This is a genomic window from Kitasatospora sp. GAS1066B (assembly GCF_041262605.1).
In the GTDB taxonomy this organism is placed as follows: domain Bacteria; phylum Actinomycetota; class Actinomycetes; order Streptomycetales; family Streptomycetaceae; genus Kitasatospora.
Genome location: NZ_JBGCCO010000011.1, coordinates 77,386 through 95,944 on the forward strand (window position 1 = coordinate 77,386; position 18,559 = coordinate 95,944).

15 protein-coding genes are annotated in these 18,559 nt (G+C 73.8%); 2 read left to right on the forward strand and 13 right to left on the reverse strand.

Annotated features, from left to right (window positions below):
- The first annotated feature begins 38 nt into the window (after positions 1–38).
- Positions 39–1,271, forward strand: a complete 1,233-nt coding sequence (locus ABH937_RS14555; protein ID WP_370218364.1) for a cellulase family glycosylhydrolase — start codon at positions 39–41, stop codon at positions 1,269–1,271.
- Here the strand turns inward: ABH937_RS14555 and ABH937_RS14560 are convergent.
- The 11 genes from ABH937_RS14560 to ABH937_RS14610 all read right to left on the reverse strand — a co-directional run bounded on the left by ABH937_RS14560 (position 1,241) and on the right by ABH937_RS14610 (position 14,912).
- Positions 1,241–2,401: a glycosyltransferase family 4 protein gene (locus tag ABH937_RS14560; RefSeq protein ID WP_370218365.1), complete on the reverse strand. Its 1,161-nt coding sequence runs from the start codon at positions 2,399–2,401 to the stop codon at positions 1,241–1,243. The genes ABH937_RS14555 and ABH937_RS14560 overlap by 31 nt on opposite strands.
- Positions 2,401–3,711, reverse strand: a complete 1,311-nt coding sequence (locus ABH937_RS14565) for a polysaccharide pyruvyl transferase family protein (RefSeq protein WP_370218366.1) — start codon at positions 3,709–3,711, stop codon at positions 2,401–2,403. The genes ABH937_RS14560 and ABH937_RS14565 overlap by 1 nt, the downstream gene beginning before the upstream one ends.
- Positions 3,708–4,910, reverse strand: a complete 1,203-nt coding sequence (locus tag ABH937_RS14570; RefSeq protein ID WP_370218367.1) for a glycosyltransferase family 4 protein — start codon at positions 4,908–4,910, stop codon at positions 3,708–3,710. Before ABH937_RS14570 ends, ABH937_RS14565 begins: the two co-directional genes overlap by 4 nt.
- A complete protein-coding gene (locus tag ABH937_RS14575; protein ID WP_280687554.1) occupies positions 4,907–6,199 on the reverse strand; it encodes a lipopolysaccharide biosynthesis protein in 1,293 nt (430 codons plus the stop codon). Before ABH937_RS14575 ends, ABH937_RS14570 begins: the two co-directional genes overlap by 4 nt.
- Entirely contained in the window at positions 6,192–7,388 is a 1,197-nt protein-coding gene (locus ABH937_RS14580; RefSeq protein WP_370218369.1) for a glycosyltransferase family 4 protein, read from the reverse strand. The genes ABH937_RS14575 and ABH937_RS14580 overlap by 8 nt, the downstream gene beginning before the upstream one ends.
- Positions 7,385–9,871, reverse strand: coding sequence for a hypothetical protein (locus ABH937_RS14585; RefSeq protein WP_370218370.1), 2,487 nt, complete (start codon positions 9,869–9,871; stop codon positions 7,385–7,387). Before ABH937_RS14585 ends, ABH937_RS14580 begins: the two co-directional genes overlap by 4 nt.
- A complete protein-coding gene (locus ABH937_RS14590; RefSeq protein WP_370218372.1) occupies positions 9,868–11,031 on the reverse strand; it encodes a glycosyltransferase family 4 protein in 1,164 nt (387 codons plus the stop codon). Before ABH937_RS14590 ends, ABH937_RS14585 begins: the two co-directional genes overlap by 4 nt.
- Before the next feature lie 17 nt (positions 11,032–11,048).
- On the reverse strand, positions 11,049–11,720 hold the full coding sequence (locus tag ABH937_RS14595) for a hypothetical protein (protein WP_370218374.1): 672 nt from the start codon (positions 11,718–11,720) through the stop codon (positions 11,049–11,051).
- Positions 11,717–12,625 carry a glycosyltransferase family 2 protein gene (locus tag ABH937_RS14600; RefSeq protein ID WP_280687546.1) on the reverse strand — a complete coding sequence of 303 codons (909 nt, stop codon included), beginning with the start codon at positions 12,623–12,625 and terminating at the stop codon, positions 11,717–11,719. Before ABH937_RS14600 ends, ABH937_RS14595 begins: the two co-directional genes overlap by 4 nt.
- Before the next feature lie 342 nt (positions 12,626–12,967).
- On the reverse strand, positions 12,968–14,206 hold the full coding sequence (locus ABH937_RS14605) for a LamG domain-containing protein (RefSeq protein WP_370218375.1): 1,239 nt from the start codon (positions 14,204–14,206) through the stop codon (positions 12,968–12,970).
- A gap of 193 nt (positions 14,207–14,399) precedes the next feature.
- The gene (locus ABH937_RS14610; protein ID WP_370218376.1) at positions 14,400–14,912 is read right to left on the reverse strand and encodes a GNAT family N-acetyltransferase; all 513 of its coding nucleotides are present in this window, start codon (positions 14,910–14,912) and stop codon (positions 14,400–14,402) included.
- A gap of 114 nt (positions 14,913–15,026) precedes the next feature.
- Here ABH937_RS14610 and ABH937_RS14615 point away from each other — a divergent pair, with 114 nt between their 5' ends.
- Complete coding sequence (locus tag ABH937_RS14615) at positions 15,027–15,743, forward strand: TetR/AcrR family transcriptional regulator (protein WP_370218378.1); 717 nt, start codon at positions 15,027–15,029, stop codon at positions 15,741–15,743.
- 61 nt (positions 15,744–15,804) lie between these two features.
- Here the strand turns inward: ABH937_RS14615 and ABH937_RS14620 are convergent, their stop codons facing one another.
- Complete coding sequence (locus tag ABH937_RS14620) at positions 15,805–17,499, reverse strand: ricin-type beta-trefoil lectin domain protein (RefSeq protein ID WP_370218380.1); 1,695 nt, start codon at positions 17,497–17,499, stop codon at positions 15,805–15,807.
- A gap of 195 nt (positions 17,500–17,694) precedes the next feature.
- On the reverse strand, positions 17,695–18,477 hold the full coding sequence (locus ABH937_RS14625; protein ID WP_370218382.1) for a histidine phosphatase family protein: 783 nt from the start codon (positions 18,475–18,477) through the stop codon (positions 17,695–17,697).
- Between the last annotated feature and the right edge of the window lie 82 nt (positions 18,478–18,559).

Sequence of the window (18,559 nt, forward strand, 5' to 3'; positions counted from 1 at the left end):
AGGCTGCGGACTCATGCCGCCGGTCTAGGCTGTGCGGCATGGTGAAGCACACGGGGAGAAGGCAGCGCCTGCTGGCAGCGGTGGTGGCGTTCATCGTATCGGCGGTCGCGACTGTCCTGGCCGGCACCGCCACCCCGGCCTCACCCTCCGTCCGGGCCACCGCCAAGCCGGCGCCGGACGCCGCCGCCTCGGCGCCGCCGAGCCAGGCGGGGGACCCGGGCAAGCCGCTGCGGATCGGCATCTCCTACGGGGACACGCTCACCTGGAAGGACGACCCGGGCCTGGCCACCGGCCTGGGCGACGCGGTGGACACCGGGGCCAAGTGGGTCCGGGTCGACCTGTCCTGGGACGACATCCAGCCGGACAGCTCGAAGACCTACGAGTGGCAGCGGTTCGACCGGGTGCTCAGCGCCGCCAAGGCCCGCGGGCTGGAGGTGCTGCCCACCATCGGCTACACGCCGAAGTGGGCCCGCAAGGCGGGCTGTACGGACGACAACTCCTGCCCGCCGGCCAACCCGGCCGTGTTCGCCGCCTTCGCCACGGCGGCCGCCAAGCGGTACGCGCCGCAGGGCATCCACACCTGGGAGGTCTGGAACGAGCCGAACATCCCGTTCTGGGCCCCGGCCCCGGACCCGGCCGCGTACACCCAGTTGCTCGCCGACACCAGCAAGGCGCTGCGCGCGGCCGACCCCAAGGCCTACATCCTGCTCGGCGGGCTGGCGGCGGTGAGCACCGGTCAGGACACCGGCTACGTCTCGCAGGGCGACTTCCTCACCGCGGTCTGCAAGCTGGGCGCCAACAAGCTGGTCGACGCGATCAGCTACCACCCGTACACCTATCCCTACCTGCCGAGCGCCAAGACCTCCTTCGGCACCGCGATGGAGGACATCAGCAGCACCCCGGGCAACCTGGTGGCGATCCTGACCACGTACGGCACGCCGAACATGCCGATCTGGATCACCGAGACGGGCGCTGCGACCAACGGCCCCGGTACCGTCACCGACGGGACGAACATCACCCCGCAGACCACCCACGTGACCGAGCAGTACCAGGCCGCGATCGCTTCCGACACCATTCGCGCCGCCGCCGCCAACCCCCATGTGGCGGCCGTCTTCTGGTTCTCCGACCAGGACACCGGGCAGGCCTCCGACAAGCAGCACCGCTCGGAGTTCTACGGACTGCGCCGCTACGACGGCAGCCCCAAGCCGGCGCTGGGCGCCCTGAAGGACGCGATCGGCGCCTACGAGAAGGGGTCCTCGCAGGGCGGCTGAAGGACGGTGCGGAACAGCTCCAGGTAGCGGTCGGTCAGCTCGTCCCAGTCGTAGCACTCCTCGGCGCGCCGCCGCCCGGCCGCACCGAGCCGGTCGGCGAGCGGGCCGTCGGTCAGCAGCTCGCTCAGTGCGGCGGCCAGTGCTGCCGGGTCGCCGGGCGGCACCAGCAGCCCGTGGTGACGGTCCGTCACCACGTGCGGGATGCCGCCGACCGCCGAACCGACCACCGGGGTGGCGCAGGCCATCGCCTCGACCAGGGCCATCCCGAAGGACTCCGCCTCGGTCCGGGACGGCAGCGTGAGCACGGCGGCCTCGCGCATCGCCGTCACCAGCGCGGTGCCGCCCAGTTCGCCCTCGGCGACGACCCGGTCGGCGATGCCCAGCCGCTCGGCCAGCGCGAGCAGGTCGGGCAGCGCGTCGCCGCCACCGACCAGCCGCAGCCGCGCCCCGGGGACGTCGGTGAGCTGGGCGAAGGCGTGCAGCAGGACGTCCACGCCCTTCCAGGCCGAGGAGCGGTCGAGCCGGCCCACGTAGAGCACCACCGGTGCCCTGGTCGAGGCGGCCGGCCCGGGGGTGAACCGGGTGGTGTCCACCCCGGGGGTGATCTGCGTCGCGTGCGGGTGCCCGGCCGCGAGCGAGACCGGGGAGACCGCGACCAGCCTGGTGGCACGCGCGAAGACCCGGGGCAGCAGCAGGCGTTCGTACCAGCCGATCAGCCGGTCGGCCACGCCGCTGCCAGGCTCGCCCTTGTGCATCGAACCGGCGTGGTAGGTCAGCACGGTGGGTCGCCGCCCGGCCACCGCGACCGCGAGGTCGCCCAACCCCGGCACCGGCGCGTGGGCGTTGACCAGCTCGGCTCCGGTGCGGCGCAGCCAGCGGCGCAGCTGGAGCGGCCAGAGCGGGCTGAGCGGGGTGTTGGAGAGCCGCAGCCAGGCGGCCAGCCGCACCACCCGCACGCCGTCCTCGATCCGCACGGTGCTGCGCAGGCCGCCCTGGCGGCTGGTCAGCACCACGGGGCACAGGTCGGGGGAGTCGGCCAGGGCGCGGGCGATCCGGGCCGCGTAGTTCTCCACCCCGCCGACCTTCGGCGGGTAGTAGGGCGTCACGACGGCCACGGTCCGGCGGTCCATCACGCCAGCGCCTCCTGGGGTTGGGCCGGCGACCCGGCCGATACCGGGTCGGCGGGCGGCAGTTCGGCACGGAGCAGGTCGACGAAGTCGTCCGCCCGGGCCGCGTAGCGGGGTATCTCGGCGGCCAGGTAGCGCCGGTAGCCGGCGCCCTCGGCGAGCAGCCGGTCGAGCAGCGCGATCAGGGCGTCGGGGTCGGCCTCGGCCATCGGGAGCACCCAGTGCTCCAGACTCAGGTCGGCCATGATGCCGCGGGTCTTGTGGTCGTACTCGATCGCCGCGCACGGGACCTGGGCGATCAGCCCGAAGATCACCGAGTGGAAGCGGGTGCCCAGGATGAAGTCCGCGGCCTGGTAGAGCGCGAAGATCTCGTGGTGGTCCAACTCGCCGTCGTCCAGCACTCGCAACCGTGGGTCGGCCGCCAGTGCGGCGATCCGGGCGTTGACGATCCGGTCGTCGTCGTCCTGGTAGGCGCAGGTGACCTGCGGGGCCAGCACCACGGCGCAGCCCCGGTCGAGCAGGTGGGTGATCGCCGTCGCCATCGCCCGCTCGTACCCGTGCTGGGCCTCGCCGAGCAGGAACTGCCGCGCCGTCACCAGGACCAGCGGGGTGGCCGGTCCGATCGCCAGCGCGGTGCGCCAGTCGCGCCGCGAGCGGCCGCGGAACGCGAAGGCGCTGTCCACGCCGCGCACCACGTTGGTGCCGGGTACCCCGACCTCGGCGAGCCGGTGCACGCTGATCGACTCGCGGGCCACCACACGGTGGCACGAGGCGAGAGCGTGCCGGACCATCAGCCGCTGTGCCCGGGTGGGGAACGGACCGAAGGACTGCGGTGCCAGGATCACCGGCACCCGGAACCGGCGGGCCAGCCAGAGCGGCAGCACCAGGAAGAAGATGCTCAGGTCGCTGGGCAGGTCGGCCCGTCCGTTGAAGTGGCCGCCGCCCACCCCGAGCACCAGGTCGGCCGCGCCCAGCGCGCGCACCTCGGCCCGGATCTCGGTCGGCAGGATCCCGGCCAGCGCGCGCAGCGCCCATCCGCTGCCGGGCAGGGCGGCGAGCCCGGCCAGTGCGCAGGCGAGCAGCTTGCGGCCGATCCGCCGGGCCCGGGGGACCTCCTCGTCACCCACGTACCGGCGGATCGAGCCCAGGTTGGGGACTCCGTCGAAGCTGGGCCACTGGCGCGGGGACTCGAAGCCGGCGATCTCGATCAGAGCACCGGGGTAGGCCTCGGCGAGCTGGCACAGCAGCACGCTGAGCAGGGCCGCATCGCCTCGGTTGTCGCGCCGGAAGGCATTGACGACCAGGATTCTCATGCGCTGCCTTCCCCTTGTCCTCTCGTCGCGGGCTCGCCCGTGTTGCCGCTGACCTCGTGGTAGTGCCGCTCCAGGGCATCGAGGAACTCCGCGACCCCGTACCGCCCGGCTCGGGCCGCCGAGCCCGCGCCCAGGCCGGCCAGCAGCTCGGGTCGGCCCAGCAGCCGGCCCAGGGCCGAGGCCAGTGCGCCGGGGTCGCCGGGCGGCACCAGCAGGCCGTTGTCCGGCCCGACCAGCTCGGGTAGACCACCGACCGCGCTGGCCACCAGCGGGCGCCCCAACTGCAGCGCCTCCAGTGCCACGGTGGGGAAGTTCTCCGGCCAGAGCGAGGGCAGCACCACCACGGCGGCGGTGCGGATCCGCTCGCGCACCCCGTCCGGTGGCAGCCAGCCGGTGAAGGCCACGCTGCCCTCGGCGACCAGGTCGGCGGCCGCGGCCTGCAGAGCCGCCCGCGCCGATCCGTCGCCCACGATGGTAAGGCGCGCGCCTGGGTGATTCCTGATCAGTTCCCGAAAGGCGTCGAGCAGCACCCGCACGCCCTTGACCGGCTCCAGCCGCCCGACGAAGACCAGCTGCTCGGGGTCGCCGAGCGGGGCCGGCGCCGGGCCGGGCTCGATCCCGTTGGGCAGCACGTGCACCGGTACCCGGCCCACATCGCGCCGCACCGCCTCGGCGAAGTGGCGGCTGGGCGCCAGGACCCGGTCCAGCCGGCGCAGTCGGGGCAGGTAGCCGGGCCGCTGGAGCAGTCGCAGGTAGAGGTAGCGGGCGGTGTCCGCCGGGCTCAGCCGACCGCCGGCGGCGGCGCTCGGCAGGTTCCAGCGCAGCAGCCGCAGGGTCCAGTCCTCGGGGCCGTGCACGGTGAGCAGCCGCGGCACGCCGCGGGTGGCGGAGAGCACCGAGGGACTGAACTCGCCGATGGTGTGCAGGTGCACGCAGTCGGGGCGGAACTCCTCGACGGTCCGCCGCACCTGCTGGTAGCCGCTCCGGTACCAGGCCTTGGCCAGCAGCCGGCGCACCGGGTGGCCGGCGATACCCGGGACCAGTTCGTCGGCGAAGAGCTGTTGGCCGTCGGCCAGCAGGTCGGTGGCGATCACCCGCACCTGGTGGCCGCGTCCGGTCAGGCCCTCGGTGATCAGCCGCACGCTCTTCTCGGCACCGCCCGCCTCGAAACCGAGGTTGACGATCTGCAGGATCCTCACAGCGCCACCGCCTGCGCCGCCGGCTGCGCGGCGCTCTGCCGGGCGCGCCGCCTGCCCAGCAGCGCGACCAGCGCGACCAGTCCGGAGACCAGGTTCCCGGCCGCCCAGGACCAGCCGAGCCAGGGCAGGCCGCGCGGGGCCCAGAGCACCGCGAGGCCGATCGCGACGACCGCGTAGACGGTGTTGCTCAGCACCAGGGCTCCCATCTGCCGGGTCAGCTTGAGCGCGAAGCTGGTCCAGGTGTTCAGTGCCACGGCGAGCGCGGCGAGGGCGAAGACGAGCAGCAACGGCCGGGCCCGGGCGGTGTACTCGCCGCCGAACAGGGCCAGCAGCAGCCCGCCGGCGCCGGCCACCGCCGCCGCGGCCGGCAGCTGGGCGCCCGCCATGATCACGGCGGAGCGGCGCAGCAGGACCTTGATCCGCGCGGGGTCGTTGGAGGCCTCGGCGAAGACCGCCTCGCCGACCGAGAAGGAGACCGCGTTGAGCAGGCTGGCGATCTGGAAGGCCACGTAGTAGTAGCCGGCCGCCGCCTCGCCCAGCCGCTGCAGCACGATCAGCGGGATCGCCAGCTGCGGGGCCAGGTTGAGCAGGCTGGACAGGTAGTTGGCGACCGAGAAGCCCAACTGTTCGCGCAGCCGGGTGCCGCGGGCCCGCAGGTCCAGGCGGAAGCCCAGCTTGCGCCGCATCAGCAGGATCGAGGCGGCCACCGCCACCAGGTAGCCGCCGCCGGTCGAGCCGAAGATGCCGAAGACCCCGAACCCGGTCAGCGCGATCGGCAGCGCGAGCTTGGCCAGCCCCTGCAGCAGGCCGTCCACCAGCACGTTGTACTGCGGCAGTCGGGCGCTGATGAAGACCGAGTCGGTCAGCAGGTTGATCGCGGAGCAGACGCAGAAGAGCACGAAGACCACGGCCTGGACCAGGTGTTCGCGCACGAAGAGCAGCTTCGGGCCGTACAGCGGCAGCCCCAGCAGGTAGCCGGTGCCGACGACGGCGGCGACCAGTGCGACCAGCGCGATCGACTGGCTGACCTGGGCGTTGCGGGCTTCGGGCGGGGCCGGGAACCGGATCAGCGTGCTGTTCAGGCCGAACAGGCTCAGGTACGAGATCAGCGAGGTCGCCGAGATCAGCGAGGTGGCCAGGCCCACCTGTGAGGGCGAGTAGAGGCGGGCCACCAGCACCCAGAAGACGAAGCCGAGCGCGGCGGTGGTGACCGTCGCGGAGAGCAGGAAGAACGAGCTGCGGTACACCTGGTCCGGCGGCCGGGCGTGCTTGCCCCGGTGTTTAGCCACGGCCGGCCTGGTCCTGGCTGCCCGGGTGCTGGTCGTCGGGGTGCTGGTCGTCGGGGTGGGGGCCGTCCTGGTAGTGGGTCAGCAGCCGCTCGGCATGCTGCGGCCAGCCGAAGGCCGCGGCCGCGTGCTCGCGGGACCAGCGGCCCATCCGGGCGCGCAGCTGCTCGTCCGCGGCCAGCTCGGCGAGCGCGGCGCGCAGCGCGTCCCGCTGGCGGGGCAGCAGCCGCACCTGCGTGCGGTCCAGCTCGTACGGCGCGTAGCCGGGGTCGTCCGTGGTGAGGACCGGCAGCCCGGAGGCCATCGCCTCCTGCACGGTGAGCGGGAAGCCCTCGGCGGTGGACGGCAGCGCGAAGACGTCGCAGGCGCGGTAGGCCTCGGCCAGCGCCTCGGGTGCCAGGGTGCCCAGGTGGTGCACGCCGGCCCGGCCGCGCAGCGCGGCGGCGTCGCCGTCCCCCGCGAAGACCAACTGGTAGCCCGCCGCCGGGTCGTGCGCGTCGAGCAGCAGCTGGTACCCCTTCTTCGGGACCAGCCGCCCGGCGAAGAGCACCAGCACCCCCTCGGCGGGCAGGCCGAACCGGGCCCGGGCGGCGGCCTGTTCGGCGGCCGAGCCGGCCGGGCGGAACAGCGCGGTGTCCACGCCGTTCGGCAGGTGCCCGACCCGTTCGGGCCGCGCGCCGTAGCCGCGGACGAAGTCGGCCACCGAGGCGTTCAGGGTCAGCACCCGCCGGGCCCGGCGCAGCAGTGCCCGGCCTGCCACCGCGTACACCACCCGCTGCACGCCGCGGACCAGCGGCGAGGGGTGCTCGACCAGGGCGACGTGCTGGGTCAGCAGGTGCGGCGTGCGGGTCAGCGCGGCGGCCGCTCCGGCGGCCCAGCTGGTCAGGTAGAGGCAGTCGTGCAGGTGGACGACGTCCGCCCAGCGGGCCCAGCGCAGCGCGGCGCTCAGCAAGGCGGGGGAGAGCACCGGGAAGGGCACCCCGGCCCGCTGCTCGATGCCGTTCCAGGCGGCCACCCGGACCACCCGCACGCCGTCCGCCGTGCCGACCTCGGCGCGCTCGCCGCTGGTCAGCACGGTGACCTCGACGCCCCGCGCGGCCAGGTGCAGCGCTTCCTGGCGGACCACGTTCTCGATCCCGCCCAGGTGCGGCGGGTAGTAGTGGCTGACCAGCAGAACCCGGTACGGCCTCATTTGTAGATCTCCGCCCCTTCGCTGCTGTAGATCTCGTTCTTGGTGGAGTCGAGCAGGCCCTTCGGGTAGCGGTAGGTGACCAGGTCGCCCTGGTAGGAGAAGGTCACCTCGCCGCTGCGGACCGTGGTGCTGCCCAACAGGACGTACGGATTGGTGCCCAGCTCGGTCGGGAAGACGTCGCCGATCGCCGGACCGGTGATCAGGGTCTGCAGCCGCCCGAAGGTGTAGGACTCGGCCTGGACCACCGGCACCGGCTTCTGGTCGGCGATGTCCTGCTCCAGCCGGTAGGCGGCCAGCCGCTCCTCGGTGGTCGGGTAGTAGATGTCGTAGTACTGGCCCGCGTTGTTGAGCTGCAGCTGCGCCGGATAGCCGCCGAGCAGCTGCGGCACCACGCCGGTCAGGTCCAGGAAGAGCCCGAGGACCAGGGCGCAGGCGATCGGTACCGCCCGCCGTCCGGCGAACCGGACCACCCAGAGCGTGCCGGCCGCGATGAACGGGGCGAAGAAGAACAGGCCCTGCTGGAAGGCGCGCAGCACGCTGTAGTCGACCGAGAGTTGCGGGACCACGGTGAGCAGGGCGATCACCCCGAGCGCGCCGGCCGTCAGGGTGATCTGGTCGCGCAGCGGCCGAAATCCCCGGCGCCGGGCCCGCAGCGTCACCACCACCCCGAGCAGCAGGAGGAGTTGGAGCAGCGTGGCGGCGCCCTGGCGCAGCATCCCGTTCAGGCCGACCACGTCGAGGCCGGTGGCCTTCAACGCCTGCCCGGCCCAGGTCAGCGGCAGGTTCGGCGGCGCGATGGCGGTGACTGGGTAGGCCTCGACGGTCTTCAGCGGCAGGTAGGCGCCGGCTGCCCGCTGCTGCGCGGTCTGCGTGATCGTCTGCTGCTGGTAGGCGGCCAGCCGCTGCTGCGGGCTGACCTGGTTGCCGCCGAAGAGGCTGTACCGGGTGTCCGATGAGCCGCTCTTGCCGCCGCCGCCCCCGAGGTGGGTGAGCTGCTGGTAGGCGGCGCTCAGGGTGTTGTGCAGCTGGCCGCTGGTGTGGGTCACCGGGCCGGCCCAGAGCAGCGCCGCCGCGGCGGGCAGCAGCACCATCCACCAGGTGATGAAGGACCTGGCGTGCGGCCCGCCCACGATCCGGGGCCGTCGGCGCCGCCCGCGCCGCTCGGCCAGCCGGCTGATCAGCCGCCAGAGCAGGTCGGTGCCGACGGCGATGCCGAGGACCGCGACCACCACGTAGGTGGTCGAGTAGTGCGACAGCACGATGCCGCCGAGCAGCACGCAGAAGGCGATCCGCCGGGCGCGCAGCGGGCGTCCGGCGTCGGTGAGCACCAGCAGCGCGCAGCCGAGCAGGACGAAGGCGACCTCCTGGCGGCCGAGGAAGGTCATGTCGGTGAAGAAGGTCGGGAACGCCATGAAGTACAGCGCCGACAGCAGGGCCACCAGCTGCGGCGCGACGTTGCGCACCGAGCGGAAGACCATCACCGGGGTCAGCGCGAAGAGCACCGGCAGCACGAACTTGAAGACGTAGATGTCCTGGATCGAGGTCAGGCGCACCACGCTGACCGGTAGCAGGGTGATGCTCAGACAGGCGTTGTAGGCGTCCGGGTAGGTGGAGACGTTCCACAGCGAGCCGCCCAGGGTGAGCCGGAAGTACTCGTACTCGCGCTGGATGTCGTGCCCGGTCAGGTACCAGCCGCGCAGCGAGTTCAGCAGCAGCAGGCCGGCTGCGGCGACGAACAGGCCGCTCTGCAGCACCGCCGGCGAATAGCGCCGGCGGCGGAGCAGCAGCAGGAGCAGCAGGGCCGCGATGGCGACCAGGGCGAGCACGCTGACGGTGCCGCGGTGGCCGTTGTTGAGCCGGATCGGGCCGGCGACGGAGAGCAGCAGGGTGAGCGCGCCCAGGCCCGCCACCGGGAGCAGGCCGGGTGGCCGTCGTCCGGTCGGCAACGCGGCCAGCCGCTCGACGAGCCGGCGTGGTGGCGCCTGGGCCCGTGGTTCCTCGGGCAGCACGGTGCCTAGCACGATCAGCACCAGCGTGGTGGCGCCGGTCAGCGCGGTGCGGGTGAGCGGGTGGGCGTCGCCGAACCGGGGGAGCAGCGTATTGACGCCGAGGGCGGTGACCAGGTCGGTGATGACCGCCAGGCCGACGGCGAGCAGCAGGTTCGCGTCGCGTCCGGAGACCGCCTTGGCTGCCGTTCCGCGCCAGAGCGCGGTCGGGGCGCCGAAGAGCAGCCACAACCCGGCCAGGGTGCGGAGCAGTCCGGGCGTGCCGGACAGCTGCTCGAGCACGCAGGCGAGTCCGACGGAGAGCAGCAGGGCTGGGCGGCCGCGCAGCAGCTCGCTCGGCGGGCCGCCGAGCCGGCCGGTCAGCGGGCCCGGCAGCGCGCGGCGCCGGCTGCCGGAGCGGGTGGGCGTGCTCCGTCCGCTCGGGGTGCCCGTGGCGGGCGGCGCGGACTTCGCGGCGCGGGTGCCGAGGGCGCTCATCCGGCCGCCCCGGTCGGCGCTGTGCTGGTCGGTGTGGGGCTGGTCGGTGTCGCCATGCCGAAGACCGCGTCGTAGACCTGCTCGACCCGCTCGGCCACCGCAGCCCAGGAGTACCGCCGCGCCGTCTCGGCGCTGCGCTCGGCCAACTGCGCCCGCAGCTCGGCATCGCCGGCCAGCCGGTCGATCGCGGCGGCCAGCGCGGCCGGCTCCGGGGCGGCCAGCAGGCCGACGCCGCGCACCAGTTCCGCGCTCCCGGGCACTTCGGTGGCCAGCACCGGCAGCGCCGCGGCCATCGCCTCCAGCACGGCCAGCGGCATGCCCTCCTTGTCGGAGGGCAGCACGAAGGCGTCCGCCCGGGCGTAGGCGTCCAGCAACTCGGCGCCGAGCAGCCCGCCGGCGAACTCCACCCGTTCGCCCAGCCCGAGCCGGGCCGCCTGCTCGACCAGCTGCCCGCGCAACTCGCCGTCCCCGGCGACGCGCAGCCGCACCGGCTCGCGCACCAGGCTCAGCGCGGTCAGCAGCCGGGCGACGTTCTTCTGCGCGCCCAGCCGCCCGACGAAGAGCAGCCGCAGCGGCTCGCCGTGCTCCGCGCGGGAGGCCGGGCGGGGGGCCATGAAGTACTCCTCGCCCACCCCGTTGGGCACGACGAAGATCCGCTCGGCGGGGACCCGGTAGGTCGCGCGGACGAACTCGCCCTGGGCCTCGGTCAGTACCGCCACCGCGGCCGCGCCACGCAGCACCCGGCCGAAGAGGTGCTTCTTGTAGAGCGGCAGCAACCGGCCGAGCGGCCCCGAGGCATCGACGTCCAGGTGGAAGTGGAGCAGGTAGCGCTGCCCGCGCAGCCGGGCGGTCAGCGCGACCAGCTCCGGCAGCAAGGCGTGCGCGCAGTGCAGGTGCAGCACGGCCGAGCGGGGTGCGCGCAGCAGGGAACCGGGCAGGCCGGGGGCCAGCGGGGTGTGCGCCAGCTCGAGGGCGCGGTGCCGGCGGACCGTCACGCCGTCCGCCGTGGCGAGCCGCCCGGAGCCGCCCGCCCCGAGCGTGGTGGTGACCACCCGCACCCGGTGCCGCGGTGCCAGCTCGTGCGCCAGGTGCTGCACCACGCGCTCCAACCCGCCCAGGTGGGGCGGGTAGTAGGGGGTGACCTGCAGGATCGTGCGCATCAGGGAGGTTCCAGGGCTCAGGGGTTGGCGGTCGGCTGCTTCCCGAAGTGGAAGTGCAGGGTCTGCGGATGGCCCAGCAGGTCGACCCGCACCATGGCCGCAGCGTCATTCGTCTGCAGGCGGACGACGACTGGCACCGGGGTGCCGTCCTTCGGTACCAGGCTCACCGTGTCGGTGGCCGAAGCCGAACCGTTCGGGGATTCTAGCGTCACCTTCAGTTGATAGGACCGGGCGCCCGTGCCGTGGTCGGTCACCGTGATCGGCACCACCACGGTGGCGCCCTGGATGGTGGGGTCCGTGGTGAAGTAGAGCTCGGTGAAGGAGCTGCCGCGCTCGGTGAAGGAGTCGAGCACCTGGGAGCGCAGGGTGGGGACCGACCAGAGCCAGCCGCCCAGACCGACCAGCGCGAGCACGGCCAGCAGCGCGGCGGCGACCTTGGTGCGCGGGCCCGCCCCCCGCCGCCGGCGTCCCCGGCGGGAGGCCGAACCCCGGGCGGGGCGGGGCGTGGGCGACTCGGGGGCCTGATCCTCGGCCTGGTCCTCGTCGGGGGCCTCGGCCTGCTCCGGGTCCAGCTCCCGAGCCTGCGCGGTGGCGCCGTCGGGCTGATCGGGGTCGGCGTCGACGGACGCTCGCGCGGCTGGTCGCTCCGCCGCTGCCGCTTTGCCCGGTTCATCCCGTCCTCTGCTCATACCGACTCGAACTTACGCTGCGTCGGAAGCGCGACCTGCCCTTGATCCGGCCGGCCTGCGCCGGACTGCTCGGCGCCGGGCTGCTCCGGACCCGACTGCTCCACGCTCGGCTGCTCCGGATCCGACTGCTCCGCGTCCGGCCGCGCCACATCGCGCTGCTCCGCGCCGCGCTGCTCCGGAATCGGCTGCTCCGCACCAGGCTGCTCAGCACCAGGCTGGGTCGACCGGCGGAAGCGGTGCTCGAAGAGCTGGCGCAGGTTCGCCACGCCGTCCGGCAGCGCGTTCAGCTTCACCTCGCCACCGCGCTGGCGGTACTCGATCGGCACCTCCAGGAAGCGGTAGCCGGCACGGGTGGCGGCGTTCTTGATCTCCTGGGAGAAGGCCATTCCGGTGGAGCGGACGTCGAGTCCGTGCCAGACGTGCCGCCGGAAGATCCACATGCCGGACTGCGAGTCGCGCAGCCCGTTGCGGAAGAGCAGCCGGCTCAGCGCGCTGAGCGCGTGGTTCGCCATGGTGTGCGAGCGCTTCATCGCCTCGCGGTTCTCCCGGCCCAGTCGATCGGTGGTCAGGAACTCGACGTCCTGCTCGACCAGGGTCCGCAGCAACTGCGGTAGCGCGTCGAACGGGTAGGTGCAGTCGGCGTCCCCGGTGGCGATCACGTCGCCGCTGGCGGCCGTGAACCCGGCCAGGTAGGCGTTGCCGTAGCCGCGGGCGGGCTGCGAGACCACCCGGGCCCCGAGGGAGCGGGCCACCTCGGCGGTGTCGTCGGTGGAGGCGTTGTCGACCACCAGGATCTCGGTCTGCCAGCCGGCCTCGGCGAGCGCGTCGACCGGCACGGAGGCCATCACCGTGGCCAGGTTGGGGGCCTCGTTGAGCGCTGGTATGACGATCGACAGCGTGTTCACGAAAGGCCCCCGGTATGCGGCTGCTGCGGATGGGGCGGCAGTGTGGCTGTGCCCCGATGGTCTGCGGGTGGCCCTGGTGCGACTGCTGTCACGGCAGGTGATTGCGGCCCCCGCGGACCGTCACTTTAGCCCATGCTTATGTCCCGATCATCTGTCAACCCCATCCGCCGGCGGGATCGTCGGGCGATCAGCGGGCTGACCAGGCCTCAGACATGGTGCGCCGTGCGGCGACCGGCGGCAGCCGTTGATTTCCCGGGCGCTCGCCGACGCCTGCTCGGCCGACCGCTGACGGCCGGGCAGCCGGGCGACCGCGGTCGGCCGGCTGCCCGAAGGCCGTGCGGCTCAGCCGACCAGCCAGGAGGCGATCGGCTTCGCGGACTGGCCGGTGCCGCCGTTCTTCAGGTCCGCCACCTGGGTCGGGCTCAGCGCCTGGTCCCAGACCAGGATGTGGCCGATCACACCGGCCCACATGCTGCCCCACTGGGCGTGCTCGCGGCTGCGCCCCAACTGCAGCGGACCGGGACCGGCCCAGACCGCGCCGGCGCCCGGGAGCGGAGTGGTCTGGGCAGGCTGCCCGTTGACGTAGAGCGTGATGCTGTGCAGGTTGGCGTCGTAGACGCCGGTCAGCAGCGACCACTGGCCGACTGCGGAGGCGCTCGCCGACGAAGCCTGCACCGCGCTGCTGTCGTTGCCGCCGTCGGCGGTCTGGACCCGGAAGACCCAGCTCTTCTGGCCGTTCGCCGCGTCGAGTCCGAGTTCGAAGGAGTACGACACCCCGTCACCCTGGCTGATCGCGATCCGCGGACCGTCGGCCGCCTCGTTCTCCACCCAGGCCGAGACGCTGAAGCTCCGGGTCACGTCCACCACCTGGTTGGCGGACTGCGCGAAGGAGTTGCTGTCGGCCTTGAACCGCACCGCGTAGCCGCCGGTGACCTGGTTCACCTGGGAGTCCGGACCGAGCGCCACGTTGGCCTGGCCGGAGTGGTCGGCGAGCAGGTTCGGCTGGCCGGGCACGGTCGGCGAGCTGGCCGGCAGCGTGGAGTTGGAGTGCGCCGAGGGGGAAGCGGCACCGGTCGCGACGACCTTCGGCTTGCCACCGCCCTTGCCCAGACCGCTGATCACCAGAGTGCCGGCGCCGACGCCGAGCACGCAGGCGACCACCACGATGCCGATCGTCAGCATCCGTCGCTTGCGCCGGGCCTGGCTCTCGTTCCGGCTGGCCATCGCCTCCCAGTCCGGGGCCTGCCCGGCGGGCAGCAGGGAGTTCTGGGCCGGCGGCGGCCCGGGCTGCGGCTGCGCGGCGAACGCGGGCGCCGGGAACGGAGTGGGCGCCGGCTGCTGGGCGCCGGCGGGAGCCGCGGGGCCGGCCTGCGCGGGTTGCTGCTGCGCGTAGGGGTTGCCGGGCTGCGGGTAGCCGTAGGGCGGCTGGGCCTCCGGCAGGGTCGGGGGCTGCGGGTAGCCGTACGCACCGGGTGCGCCCGGTGCTGTCCCGGCCGCGTCCGTCCCCCGCTCCTGCGAGGGGAACGCGGGCTGCTGGGCGGGGGCGGCGGACTCTCCCCGGTGTTCCGTGCCGTCAGTCATAGACCGGATGCTAGAACATGATCCGCGCGGCCCCAATCGTTAGGGCCGAACTCTGTTCCGCACGGCTCCGCCGGGGCCGGCGGTGGCGGGTGTCAACGCAGCCCCGGGGCACGGTCCGTCGTCCGCACCGCCGGCGGCCGCCGGCTCGGCGGGAACGCGGACGGGGGGACCGACTCCGTCGTTCGACCGACGGTCAGAAGGACAGGCTGTACACCCACAGTTCGATCTCCGGCCGCGGGTACCAGTCCCGCTCCGGGGCGCGCCGGAAGCCGACCCGCTCGTAGATGCGGTGGGCGGCCTTCATGCCGGGGCGGGTGGAGAAGGCCATCCCGGTCAGGCCGAGGTCGAGGCTGCGCTGGACGCAGGTGCGGACCAGGGCCTCGCCGACGCCGCGGCCGCGGGCGGCGGGGGAGGCGGCCAGCATCCGTATCTCGCCCTCCTCGGGGGTGGCGATGTCGGCCCATTCGGTGCCGCCGACGGCGAAGGTGACGCAGCCGAGGACCCGTCCGGTGGGGCCGGCGGAGAGGTCGGCGGGGTCGACGGCGACCAGCAGTTCGGCTTCGGCGGCGCGGCGGTGGGCGTCGGCGAGCAGCGGGACGTACGGGGTGCCGGGCTGGGTGTGGCCATCGCCGACGAAGGCCTCGACGGTCAGCGCGCCCGCGGGGTCGAGATCTGCTGCGGTCGCGGTGCGGATGAGGATGTCCATCGAACCAGTGTGCCAAGATCCGGCTCGGAGCCGGCAGCACGGGTGCCGGGCGGCCGCCGCGCCGGGCCGGGGCGAGAGCGGTGTGCTCGCCGGTGGCCTGGCAGGCTGGGCGGCATGGCGGCTGCGGCGATTCGAGGGGCCCGGGAGCGGGCGCGGGCGGAACTCACCAGGGAGATCAAGCGCGAGGCGCGGCGCCAGCTGGCGCGGGACGGTGCCCAGCGGCTCTCGCTGCGAGCCGTCGCGCGGGAGCTCGGGATGGCCTCCTCGGCGCTCTACCGGTACTTCCCGAGCCGGGACGAGCTGCTGACCGCGCTGATCGCGGACGCCCGGAGCGAGCTGGCCGAGGCGGTCGAGCGCGCGGTGGCGGTGGTGGGTGGTGGGGTTCCCGGCGGTGACTCCCGGGTCCGCTGGCGGGCGTACTGCTCGGCGCTGCGCGACTGGGCCAGGGCGCGCCCGCACGAGTACGCGCTGCTCTACGGCAGCCCGGTGCCCGGCTACCAGGCGCCTGCGGAGGCCCTCGCGCCGGCGGCCCGGATCCCGCTCGCCGTGCTCGGCGTGCTCCGTGCCACCGCTCCAGGCCCGGCGCAGGCCGCCGGCGGCCCGCAGCCCCCGGCGCTCTCCGCGCCGCTGGCCCGGTTGGCCGCCCAGCAGGCGCCGGAGCTGCCGCAGGGCGTGGCGGCCCGGGCGGTGAGCGCCTGGACGCAGCTGTGCGGGCTGGTCGGTTTCGAGCTCTTCGGGCAGCTGGACGGCATGCTGGAGTCGAACGACGCGTTCTTCGCACAGGCGGTCGAGCAGCTGGCCGACTTCCTCGGCCTGCCACCACAGGCCTGACCCGCCGGGCACCGCCGCCATCCGCCCCGGGCGCGGGTGGCGGCAGTGCCCAGACGAACCGTCAGACCGGCAGGGACCAGGCTTGGTTCGCCTGGTGGTCGCCGCAGGTCCAGACGTCCAGTCGGGTGCTGTCCGCCGTGCCGCCGCCGTGGACGTCCAGGCAGAGCCCGGAACTCGCGGCCACCAGCGTGCCGTCCGACTGCGCGGTCCACTGCTGGCCACTCGCGCCGCAGCCGCTCAGCGTCACCCAGGAGCCGGCCGAACTGCCGGCAGCCGTCAGGCACTTGCCGAGCGTGGTGATGCTCCCGTCGGTGTTCAGCGTCCAGCGCTGGTTCGGGTTGCCGGTGCAGCCGTAGAGGATCACCGGGTTGCCGTCCGTCGTCGAACTTCCCGAGTCGTCGGCGCACTTGGCGCCGTTGCCGGTCAACTGGCCGGTGGGCACGGGGGCCGCGCAGCCGTGCGGGGTGAGCCGCCAGATCGCGGTGCCGTGCGCGGGGACGGTGGCGGTGAGCGCCGAGGAGGTGGTCGAACTCGCCCCGGTCCACAGGTCCTTGGCGCTCACCGTGCAGTCGGGCAGGCCGACCGAGGCCAGCGTGGTGCTGACCGAACGGGCGCTGCCGGTGCGGTTGAGCACGGCCACCGCGCGGTCGCCGTTCGCCAGCGGCCGGGCCAGCACGTCGGTGTTGCCGTCCGTGGAGACCACGCCGGCCTGCTTGCCTGCGCTGTCCTGGTCGACGGCGACCAGGTCGGTGTTGCCGAGCGCGGCCAGTGCGGCGGGGGAGAGGTTGGCGACGTCCGAGGAGAGGATCATCGGCGCGGCCATCATCGACCAGAGCGCGACCTGGCTGCGGGATTCGTCGGCGGTCAGGCCGCCGTCCCCGGCGATCAGGAAGTCCGGGTCGTTCCAGTTGCCGGGCTTGGCGTAGCGGCCGATCCAGCGGTTGTAGCCGTAGTTGGAGAGCACCGAACTCCAGCGCGAGGCGCTCGGGTTGTTGGCGTCGAAGGTGGCGATGTCATAGCCCTCGCGCCAGAGCTGGCCGTCCTGGCCGACCCAGCCGAGCACCGAGAACCAGCTCGGGTTGCCCCACTCGCCGCTCTGGAAGTAGGCCGGCGCGGACTCCGAGAAGGTGATCGCCCGGCCGCTGGCGCCCAGCGCGGCCGCCTCGGCGTCGTAGGCCTGGCGGTAGGCCTGCTCCTGGGTCTGGCCGGGCGCCGTCCACACGTTGCAGCCGTCCAGCTTGAGGTAGTCCACGCCCCAGGCGGCGAAGGTCGCGGCGTCCTGCGCGAAGTGGTCCGCGCCGCCGCCGTTCGGCTGCCCGCTGCCGGGGTAGCCGCCGCAGGTGTTCGAGCCGGCGTCCTCGTAGATGCCGAACTTCAGGCCCCGGCTGTGCAGATAGCTGCCCAGCCAGGCCATCCCGTGCGGGAACTTGACCGGGTCGGCGACCAGGGCGCCGTTGCCGTCGCGGCTGCTCGCCATCCAGCAGTCGTCCACGGTGACGGTGGTGTAGCCCTTGGCGGCCAGGCCGCTGCTCACCAGCGCGTCGGCGTTGCCGGTGATGGTCGATTCGTCGATCCCGCACTGGTAGTGCGCCCAGTCGTTCCAGCCCATCGGCGGGGTGGCGGCCAGAGCGGGAGCGGCCGCAGCGGCCGGAGCGGTGGAAGCGGCCGAGGCGGGGGCGACGGCGCCGGCCAGCGGGAGGGCGAGCAGGGCGCAGGCGGTGACGAGCTGGCCGAGGGCACGACGTGCCGAGGGCATGGCGGCTCCTTCTGGGCGTGGGGGCAGGGGGGAAGCGCGCAACCAGTGCATCCTTGACGCTCATTCATGTCAAGAGAGTCGCCAAAACGCGCAAGACTGCGCAGTTCCCTGTGCACTTCCCTGCTGGGCCGCCACCCTTTCGCGCACCGCCCCTGCGCGCTCGGCGCCGGCCCCGCCACCCTGACGGCTCCGCCCCTACGCCAGGTGCCCCGTCGCGTTCCACAGCTCCGGCTGCAGCCGCCCGTTCGCCGGACGCCACACGCTGGCCGAGCAGTTGAGCACCGGCGCGAGCTCCGGCAGCCGCTGCTCGGTGAGCCGCTCCAGCACGTAGCGCAGCAGCACCACCACGGTGTCGTGCGCCACCAGCAGCACCGGGCGCCCGGCCTCCTCCGCGCAGAGGTCACGCAAGCAGTCGCGCACCCGCAGCGCCACGTCCGACCAGCTCTCGCCCCCCGGCGGCCGGTAGTACAGCTCGCCCATCTTGCGCCGCCGGGCCGCCTCTTCGGGATGCCGCTTCTCGATCGCCGCCGCCGTGAGCATCTCCAGGACGCCCAGCTCCCGGTCCCGCAGCCGCTCGTCCTGGCGCACTGCCAGCCCCACCGGCACCGCGCCGAGCCCGGCCGCCTGGGCGATCGCGATCCGCGCGGTCTCGGTGGTGCGCAGGTAGGGCGAGCACCACACCGTGCGCGGCCGGTCGGCGCTGGGCAGTTCGGCCCACCAGCGGCCGAACGCCTGGGCCTGGGACTGCCCGCGTATCGAGAGCGGGATGTCGGCGTCGCGGCAGGTGATCGGCACGTCCAGCGCGCCGGTGGCCTCGGCCAGCTGGAACTCCACGTTGGCGGTGCTCTCGCCGTGCCGGGTGGCGATCAGCAGGGAGGGCAGGGCGAGGGCGGCGGTGGACCCGGCGGCGGCCGCCGCGCCGGCCGTGGGGGTGTCCTGCCGCGGGCGGCCGTTGAGGATGGTGCTCAGCTCTGGCATGGCGTTGCTCCCCGTTGGTGTCTAGAGCCCGTCTGGGGCGGTGTCTCGGGCCTGCCTCGGGTCTGTCTGAGGCCGGTCTGGC